This is a genomic window from Nostoc sp., from assembly GCF_036919815.1.
Lineage (GTDB): Bacteria > Cyanobacteriota > Cyanobacteriia > Cyanobacteriales > Nostocaceae > Nostoc.
In genome coordinates this window covers 104,553-113,706 of record NZ_JBALCE010000015.1, presented here as the reverse complement: position 1 = coordinate 113,706, position 9,154 = coordinate 104,553, and the positions used below count along the sequence as shown (strand labels likewise).

7 protein-coding genes are annotated in these 9,154 nt (G+C 43.4%); 3 read left to right on the top strand and 4 right to left on the bottom strand.

What is annotated here, in order from left to right:
* Positions 1–84 precede the first annotated feature (84 nt).
* Positions 85–438 (top strand): nuclear transport factor 2 family protein, encoded by a 354-nt coding sequence (locus tag V7K15_RS05590; RefSeq protein WP_334903759.1) that lies wholly within the window; start codon positions 85–87, stop codon positions 436–438.
* Between the two features lie 687 nt (positions 439–1,125).
* Here the strand turns inward: V7K15_RS05590 and V7K15_RS05585 are convergent.
* The gene (locus V7K15_RS05585; RefSeq protein WP_334903748.1) at positions 1,126–2,088 is read right to left on the bottom strand and encodes an orange carotenoid protein N-terminal domain-containing protein; all 963 of its coding nucleotides are present in this window, start codon (positions 2,086–2,088) and stop codon (positions 1,126–1,128) included.
* Positions 2,089–2,887: 799 nt separating this feature from the next.
* Between V7K15_RS05585 and V7K15_RS05580 the strand changes: the two genes are divergently transcribed.
* Positions 2,888–3,100, top strand: coding sequence for a high light inducible protein (locus V7K15_RS05580; protein WP_334903758.1), 213 nt, complete (start codon positions 2,888–2,890; stop codon positions 3,098–3,100).
* A gap of 64 nt (positions 3,101–3,164) precedes the next feature.
* Positions 3,165–3,404, top strand: a complete 240-nt coding sequence (locus V7K15_RS05575; RefSeq protein ID WP_292791051.1) for a hypothetical protein — start codon at positions 3,165–3,167, stop codon at positions 3,402–3,404.
* Between the two features lie 301 nt (positions 3,405–3,705).
* On the opposite strand, the gene trpE is transcribed toward V7K15_RS05575, so the two are convergent.
* The 3 genes from trpE to V7K15_RS05560 all read right to left on the bottom strand — a co-directional run bounded on the left by trpE (position 3,706) and on the right by V7K15_RS05560 (position 8,237).
* A complete protein-coding gene (trpE, locus tag V7K15_RS05570; RefSeq protein ID WP_334903746.1) occupies positions 3,706–5,220 on the bottom strand; it encodes an anthranilate synthase component I in 1,515 nt (504 codons plus the stop codon).
* 318 nt (positions 5,221–5,538) lie between these two features.
* The gene (locus V7K15_RS05565) at positions 5,539–5,964 is read right to left on the bottom strand and encodes a photosystem I reaction center subunit II PsaD (RefSeq protein WP_334903745.1); all 426 of its coding nucleotides are present in this window, start codon (positions 5,962–5,964) and stop codon (positions 5,539–5,541) included.
* 263 nt (positions 5,965–6,227) lie between these two features.
* Entirely contained in the window at positions 6,228–8,237 is a 2,010-nt protein-coding gene (locus tag V7K15_RS05560) for a DICT sensory domain-containing protein (RefSeq protein ID WP_334903744.1), read from the bottom strand.
* Between the last annotated feature and the right edge of the window lie 917 nt (positions 8,238–9,154).

The window sequence follows — 9,154 nt, the reverse complement described above, 5'->3', positions numbered from 1 at the left end:
TCAATCGAATATGCTGCCATCTCTAAATAATCTGTTTTTTTACATCTTTAAAGTTTACAATCTTTGTGGCTGGTTTGATATCAAATTGCTGTAATAGAAAAAGCTAAAGATGCATGGGTTGCTCAAGATGTCGATGCTCTTGCACAGTTGTTTACAGTTGATGGGGAACTAATCGTACCTGGTCAATCTTGGCGGGGGCAAGAAAGAATTCGAGAAGAAGTTACCCATTTTACACAACAGTATTCAGATGTCAAAATAGACATCCACCGGATTATCGTTGGAGCAAATCAGGCAGCAGTAGAATGGCACTACGAAGATACCGAAAAGGCGACAGGTCGTCGTAATAAAGCTGATGATGTAATTGTCGTAGATTTCAGAGATGGTAAAATTAGTCGTTGGCGTGAATATTTTGACACACAAACGCCAGCTAACAAATAGTTACACTAGCTATGATAGTCCGATCTCGTTAGTTCAAAATGAATTAAGGAGATTAGAGCGTCATAATTAAGTTGTAATCTAAAAGACACAAGACGTTTACCACCTTAGACCGCTCTGATGAAGGGTTTAACCTTCCCTTGGTGATAATAAATTGGAGGAAGCGACAAAAACTCCAGACCGTCCATGCCTTTAATTGATTTACACTGTTCAAACATCTGCGATCGCTCTCCTTCGATGTCTGATAATGGGTCACAGCGGCATAACACCCATACAGTGTTGTTTGTTTTCACTCACTAGAATAGCTAACAGTTGGATGAAAAACCTTCACTCGAAGGTAGGAATACTAGCTAGCCAACAGAGAGAGCTATATTGGTTATCCAAGCCTATCTCAAGTAGGATTTTAATTCTTTATAACTTGACCACAAAATCGCTTAGCTACTCCAGCTAATGGGTAGAAACTGGGCGGTTACGAAAATCTCAGATGAAATTAGTCCCCAGATAATAAATGCTTGATTGACCTTTAGCTAGATTTTTCAACTACCTTTTTGCGATCGCAGGACGAAGATACCAAAGAAGTCGTTATCCTGAGAAGTTTCTTTTGTTTAAGCGTGGATGAGTGGTGATGTCTACGACCGGCTGTGACGCTCCTTGACTCATCCACGCTTAAGCAGTGACTAATCTAGCGCTTTATTTACGTACTAGGTTGAGCAGTTCTTTAGGAGAAGCGAGTAAGTCAATCCCTACAAAGAAGATTTTGCCTTCGGGATTTAGCAAAAACCGCCATGCAATATTCATACCCACACTAGCACCGAACCAAGGGCTTTGAACTTTGCCTGTGACTTTAACTTGTGTATAGCCATCTTCCACTGGCTCAGAGACACCGCGCTCTGGGATCATCTTCAATCCCTGGCATTCTTCACGCATATAAACGCGGATTCCGTCCTGACCAACAATCGGTCTTTCAAAGGGAGGTTGCAAGGCACCTTCAGAGGTAAACAGAGCAACCGCAGCATCAAAGTCATTGGCATTCATGTTGTTGATATAGCCCAGCACCGTAGCGTTGTTGATGCCCTCAATCGTGATTTTAGTCCGAAATGCTAGTGCAGTGGGAGGAGCCACAGGCTCTGAGACTTTTTTATAACTGCCGGGAGCGTTCGGGTCAAATCCCATGCTAACTACGGTATTGCGTAGGATTGTGATTTGTTGACCTGAATCAGCATTGCGGATAGCTTCCAACACCTCGGCAGCCTTTGGAGAAAGCTTGTAGCCTTCTGGGATTGGAGCAACGATTCCCTGGGCCATCCATTCTCCTAACTGATACCAGAAGCCCAACTTGATGTTCACGGTGAAGGATGCATAGGAACGGCAGAAGGGAGTGTGAGCAGAGTTAGCCAAATCGTACATGACTTGCGTTTGAGCCTCAAAAGACATCTGCTTAATTTGTTCGAGTAAGCCTTGCGCCAGGATCATGTTGGCTGCTCCAGGAGCAGCAACCGTAATACTTTTACCCATCTCGGTATAGGCAAACCAGAGTAATGCTAGTTGATCTTCAGCATTGAGCTGAGAGAATGATTCGACAACAGTTGGAACAACATCAGCAACTAGGGTGCCGGGAAAAATACTTTGAGCCGACTGGATGGTAAAAGGCATAGCAGAAATTCCCAAAAGAAAATTACAGTTCTATCGAATCTGAAAATCAAGTGTGCAAAGACGGAAAGCAAAGGCATTTAGCTGTTAACAAAGGCACTCAGTAGCTGTTGCGTATGCGTAGCCCGTACTTCTCTACGAGACGCTGCGCGTAGCTTGCTTCCAAGTGGTACGGCAAGCTCAGTAACCATCGTAGACATCGCTTTACCAAAAGCATAGCGATTCCTCTTGCCGTTGAGTTTTAATACTCGGCAAAGCACATTGCATACTCAACTGCATGTTATTTAGAAAGCCTTAATCAACAGTGCTTTAACGCATTTATGTTGCTTTTGTATCTTTATGTAAAGAAACATAGCAACTTCGTTACAAATAAGCAATACTTCCTCACTTATAGATTGATAATTTATTTTTATATAAATGATAAGTTTTATTCAAGTAAGATTAAACGCAATTAGTGCCATTGTGTGTATTCACTTCTAGGAGCTCCGGCGTAGCCCGCACTTCTCTATGAGAGGGTACGCCAACGACAAAGCTAGACATTGCACGTCTGCTACACCATGAAATTTCCGTAAAAAATCCTTAATTGAACCTATAGCGGTTCTCAGTTGGGTGTAATACGCCTGCTTATTGGGGAGTCCGAAGCCAGAATTCAGGTAACAATCGCTATATTGCGATACCTACTTTTTCGCACAAATCCAAAATACCCTAGTTGCTTAGTACGGATTTTACTACCTTTATATTTATGTCAAGCACTTGTAAAAAATATTTACAATAGTTAATATTAATTTACAGATAACAAAAGATCACAAATAGAGGCTTTACCATTAACGAACGCTGTCAACTCAACAAATTTGCGATTGAACCCAAGATTTATGTTGATAAAACCCCACGGACAGGCTTCACCGAATATGCTGAAAAACTCAACGGCCGTTTGGCAATGATTGGTTTTATCTCACTTAGAGCTTTGGAAGTTCTCGGCGGACACGGTTTGATTAGATGGCCAACCAACCTTTAGATAAGACACTTTGAGATTTACGAATTTTCTTTACTTGACAAATAAAATAATTTAGAGGCAAACTATGAAAACTGATTTTGATTACCCCAAAAAAGATTTAATTGGGCCGGTTGTTTTTAGACCTGATTTCAACAACTTTGAGATTATCAATGCAAATCAAGCCTGGTCATTGTTTTTCACAGTCGGTCAAGATGACAAGGGACTGGGACAAGAAATTGAATTCGGCAAATTTTTCACTAACCTTTTAGTCGCCATTGGAGTAACTGGAATTCTTTGGGCAATTTACTTCAACCAATTGGGATGAGCAAGTTTGTTCATTTCTAGGGTGTAGGAACTTCAACTGAGGTCTTGGATTTGAATACCAAGACTTCTTTTTAGTTTAGATTGATCGGTTAGCAAGTCTGACAATTCAGACTTTAGGCGTAGGTTGGGTTGAACGTAGTGAAACCCAACCTACAATTATCTTTAACCAAGTGTATTGAATTATAGCCGAAAGTAACTATACAACAGGCATTGATAACGATATTAGACCTACCTTTAAAGAGTGCTGAGTTAAAAGGTAGGAGTTAATTTTGAATTTTAAACGTATCGCGGCAGTCCCTAGTTCAACGTAAACAACGAATTGCCTCTAATAGACCTCTAGCTTTATTCAGCGTCTCTTCGTATTCTTTCTCTGGCTCAGAATCAGCCACCAAACCTGCGCCGGCTTGGACGCTGACCGTATTATCATGCACTACCATAGTGCGAATTGCGATCGCAGTATTTAATTGTCCTTCAAAATCGTAATATCCATACACACCGGAGTAAACTCCCCGACGACTAGATTCTAACTCGTGGATAATCTCCATCGCCCTAATCTTGGGTGCGCCGCTTACCGTACCTGCTGGGAAGCAAGCTTTCAATAAATCCCATGCTGTTTTACCAAATGCTAATTTACCCACAACATTGCTGACAATGTGCATCACATGGGAGTAGCGCTCAACTACCATTAATTCATCAACTTTGACGCTACCATTTTGACAAACACGCCCCAAATCATTCCGCCCTAAATCAACAAGCATGACGTGTTCGGCAATTTCTTTCGGATCTTGGAGTAAATCCTGAGCGAAGGCTGCATCTTCCTGGGTAGTTTTACCCCGTGGACGTGTCCCAGCAATTGGGCGTACCGTTGCTATCACTTCACCATCTGCATCTATTTCGGCTTTCACCATCACTTCAGGACTGGAACCGATGATTTGCCAATCTTGGAAGTTAAAGTAAGCCATGTAAGGCGAAGGATTTATCTGACGTAGGGAGCGGTAAAGGGCAAATGGATCGCCTATGTATGGTGTTGATAATCGCTGAGAAATTACTACCTGGAAAATATCGCCTGCTTTGATGTGATCTTTTGCCTTTTGGACGCTAGCACAAAAATCAGGACGGGTGAAGTTACTAGTGTATTCCTCTGCTCCTCCAGATACGTGACTTCCAGGCGGTTTCCATTCCAATCTGGTTTTTTCTGGAGATAGTGGCAGAGATAGCTTTTCAAGCATTTGGGTGACGCGATCGCCCGCTTGTTGATAGGCTGCTTTCAAATCTACTTTCTCTTCACGTAAATCAGCATAAGCGATCGCCCAAATTTTCCGCTTCACCTGGTCAAAAATCAATAGGTGGTCTACCTGCATCCACAACCCATCAGGTATATTTCGGTCATCTTGGGGATTAATTGGCACACGCGGCTCAATCCAGCGAATCAATTCATAGCCCCAAAACCCAAATAAACCGCCAATTCCTGGCGGGAGCTGTGGTAATTTAACTGGGTGATAAGGTGCTAAACATTCGGCTAAAGCTGTAAAAGGGTCGCCTGCAAAAACGACCTGCGAACCATCGCGGTTTTTCTGGGTCGTGCGATCGCCCCTTGCTTCCAAAACCCACACCGGATCGCAGCCCACTAAACTATAGCGTCCCAGCTTTTCCCCACCTTCGATCGATTCCAACAAAAAGCTATAGGGCTGACCTGCACATACTTTATACCAAGCAGATACGGGTGTATCTAAGTCCGCTACCCATTCTTGATATACCGGGACGAAGTTACCTTTTACAGCTAGCTGAGAAAATTCGGAGAAATCGGGGAATACCATAAATTGCTTGGGGATTGGGTATGGGGCATGGGGCATGGGACATGGGGCATGGGGCAATTAGAATTTTGGATTTTTGATTGACGATAGCGCAGCATTAGCGACTATTCGAGCGTCACGTCTTTTGGATTAAATTTCAATTCTTTAATTCAAAAGCGTTCGATGGTTCCTGAGCCTTGTCGTTCGCGTAGCGTCCCGCAGGGAAGGACTGAGCGCTCACGCCCTACCCCTCCGGGGAAGCAAGCTACGCGTAGCGTTCCGCAGGAAAGTCTAAAATCTAAAATTCTTACTCCCCAGTCCCCAGTTCCCAGTCCCTAGTCCCTATGCTTCGTGGGTAGCTTTACCACTGAACTTGAGTTGTGCAGGACTGGGGTTTTCCCCAATGCTGCGTGGGACATAAGCCACTTTTGGACGACCTTCTTTGACTTTTTCGGGGAATTCACCATCAGCTGGGTGAATTAAAGTAGTTTCTCCGTTAGGTAAAATCCGGTAAATTTTGTAGTCTGTGATTTTGAATTTCCGGCGGAGTTGCTGACCGCCCAAAGCGATGCCATATTCTTTACGAGCTATATACAGCAGGTTTTCACCTTTCCGCATAATAGCAGCACCACTTGTAGGCAATTCAAATACTTGCTCTTTCGGGCTAGTCCAAGTGATCGCGTACTTTTCTTCAACTTCTGCTTTTCTGAGCAAGCCACCGGTGCTGCCACCGTATAGCGGGGTTTGTCCAGAGAGTGTTTCTGCCATAAAGTGATTCTCTCAACGTTTTTAGGGAATCCTAACATCGCAACCAGGATTATATTGCGATCGCGTCATAGACTGTAACAGTTTTTAGTCATTTGTCCTTTGTTCTTTGTCATTTGTTAAAAATTAGTACCCAATGCCCCTGATCAGTGCTGAGTTTTGAGTGCTGAGTGGGGAATCTCACTTCTTTACTCGGAAAATAGGAAAAGAGGAACTCGGAACTGTTTTGCCCAATGACTAATGATTAATGACTAATGACTAAATACCTATTTACTCTTGACTTTTGTCCGCTTTTCCTCTTGGCTACTGTGAACAATCGGGATAGTGAAGTGAATCTGACTACCCTGGTCTTTGCCAGTTGACTCTGCCCAAATTTCCCCACCCCAGCCATTAACAATTTGACGGCAAATTGCTAAACCAAGTCCAGTCCCGCCAGTGGTGCGGCGCAGCGCTCCTTCTTCTTGATAGAAGCGGTCAAAAACTACTTCTAAACGATTCGGTTCAATGCCCCGTCCAGTGTCAGCTACAGTCACCTCAACCATTTGACGGCTGTTGTGAATCGCTTTGATAGTGATTTCTCCTTGGGGTGGCGTAAATTTATAAGCATTGTCCATGAGTTTTGCCAGTACCTCTACTAGCCAATCACCATCAGCTCTAACCAAAGGGAGGTTTTGGGCAATTTGAGTCTTGATTTGGAGCGGCTTTTCTGTTGAGGAACGCGTGCGATTTCGGCTGAGTGCTAAATCTACACACTCTTGGAAGGTGAGTGATTCTGGGTGCCACTCCACCCGACCGCTTTCCAAGTTGGAAAGTGTGAGGAAATCTTGTACCAGTTTTCGCATCCGCTCTGAGTCGGAAAGGGCAGTATTCAGCATGATCTGCTGCAACTCCAAGGGCATATCCGGCTCACTAGCGAGACTTTCCAGGCAGACTTGAATCGTAGATAGGGGGGTACGCAGTTCGTGTCCGGTAATAGCTATCAGGTTGCTGCGGGTGCGGTCTAGGGCTTCTAACTGCTGGTTAAGTTCTTCTAGGTTGGCGTAAGCTTCCGCTTGGATGAGAGCTGCTCCGACTTGGGTAGCGATCGCTTCTACCAAATCCAATTCCCCAGGTTGGCACTCATGGGGTGGCATCCGGCAATAGTGCAACTCCACAATGCCTAATAATCGCCCCTGATAAAACACTGGTTCCATCAACCAAGAACGAATGGCAAACTTCTTGGCGATCGTGGAGAGTGCTGGCGAATTGTTTACGCGAGGGTCGGTCAGCGTATCGCTCACACAAACACCTTCGCCTTGGTCTACAATGTCCCGAAATAGGGAATTTTTCTCTAACTCCCAGGTTTGCCCACGAACCGATAAAACACCGGGATTCAAAAACTCGTGTTCAATTATGGCTTGGCTATCTGAGGCTTGAGCGCGGTAAATTAAACAGCGACACGCTTCTAGGTGTTGTCCTAATTCTTGTGCCGCCACCTGGAGAACTTCGTGAGGATCGAGCGATCGCCGAATGGCAGTGCTAATGGAGTTGACTAATCGTTCTTTTCGTGCTTGGGCAGCAATTGAACGGTAAGCTTTATGCAATTTGTACTGGCTAGCTTGCAAATAAGTTACTAAGCGCTGCACAAAGGGATCTGTATCAATGTCACAAGCGTATTCGTTTACTTGTTCGGCTCCAGAGTTGCTTCGCGGCTGTCCGATGCCAAACCTCTGACGTGCCTCCTGAATTTTACTTGCTAGTTCTGGTCTGTAAACCAAAATCCTGTCTAACAGCAATTCGGCGGCTTTCAGGCTTACCCCCCTTTCCGATGTCCAAATTCCCTCAAATCTTCGCGCTGTGTCGATATCCAGATTCGGGCTTAGTTCCGGTAATTGCCTATTTTTGGCAATAGAACCAAGGTTTTCCCGGCAAACCAGACAAGTTGCATAATTGTCAGCAATTACTACTAAATGCCACTCTTGACTTAAGCCATCCTTTGGTTCAAAAGCGATCTTTTCGTAGTGTTCGGAACTGTTGGTGAAATCCGTTTCTGGAGCAGATAATACATATACTTGATTACTTCGCAAGGCAAGTCGCTGGTAGCGATGAGCTTCTTGGCGGTAGAATCGCTCTCGCTGAAAACTAGCAATTACAAGGGGTTCAGCTAAAGTCCCAGCCAAAACTTGATCTTCCATCGCGTGCGAGAGCGCCGTTAATGAAGCCTTAAAATATAGCTGGGGTCGCAAGTAGGGTAGGGACTTTAGCAGATCACTCAGCACAGAAGTCGAAATGCTCATGAATTATTGTTAAACGCTCAACCTCGATCAGATCCACGTCACAGCTGCATTGTACAAATTCCAAGGGACTCTCAAGTAAAATAGACAGTTGCAATATGTAAAGAACGCTAAAAAGCGCTTTTCGCCAAAGCAGGCGCAACACTTTGTTACCAATTAGCAGGAGTGCGTACAACTTGATTTGTTAATTGACAACCTACTACGCCCAATATACATTCAGGGCGAACTTATGCTTTTGCTTGTACAGGTAAAATCTTTCCTAACTAAGTACTAAAATACTAATTATTGTATGGTTTGAACTCTTGTGTTGCCGAATAACCACTGATAATTGATTGATAGTTCACACGTTGCCGTAGCAGGTTGTAGACATCGCCTACTTTGATTTATGCTCACTAAATAAATTTTCCTACCCAGAAATTATTATTGCTACATTCAGATAATTTAGTCCATAATTAGTGATGAAATTTAATCAATTAAACCTCATCTAAGTTTATAAGCGTAGTTTTTGCCCTCACCCTAAATCCCTCTCCTAGATATGGGAGAGAGACTTTGAAATTCTGGCTCCCCGAATCCCAAATCTGGGATTCGGGGTTGGGGGATGAGGGCAAATCCTTTTGATCACCGAAGAACTACAGGTTTCAAGATAGACGCGGTTTAATTAATTATCATAAATCTGTCTAATCAAATACTAAAGATATTTAAGACAAAATCGTATAATAGTAGGGAACAAATGCTCTCTATACCCAACAAAAACTGTGAATTTCGCATTTTTGCTGAGTATACTATATGTCTTGTATTTCTGAAAGTTAAATGACTAATGAATTATCTCAAAATCCTCACTTTTTAATCTTGACTTGAGACTTATAAAATATAAAATTATCAAAATTTGCTTATATGGATTTGAGCAGTGCTATTTTGTC

What these genes read in the sequence shown, in the direction of transcription:
- V7K15_RS05585 (WP_334903748.1), bottom strand. Translation starts at nt 2,088, where the DNA reads ATGCCTTTTACCATCCAGTCGGCTCAAAGTATTTTTCCCGGCACCCTA.
- V7K15_RS05575 (WP_292791051.1), top strand. Translation starts at nt 3,165, where the DNA reads ATGAAAACTGATTTTGATTACCCCAAAAAAGATTTAATTGGGCCGGTT.
- trpE (WP_334903746.1), bottom strand. Translation starts at nt 5,220, where the DNA reads ATGGTATTCCCCGATTTCTCCGAATTTTCTCAGCTAGCTGTAAAAGGT.
- V7K15_RS05565 (WP_334903745.1), bottom strand. Translation starts at nt 5,964, where the DNA reads ATGGCAGAAACACTCTCTGGACAAACCCCGCTATACGGTGGCAGCACC.
- V7K15_RS05560 (WP_334903744.1), bottom strand. Translation starts at nt 8,237, where the DNA reads ATGAGCATTTCGACTTCTGTGCTGAGTGATCTGCTAAAGTCCCTACCC.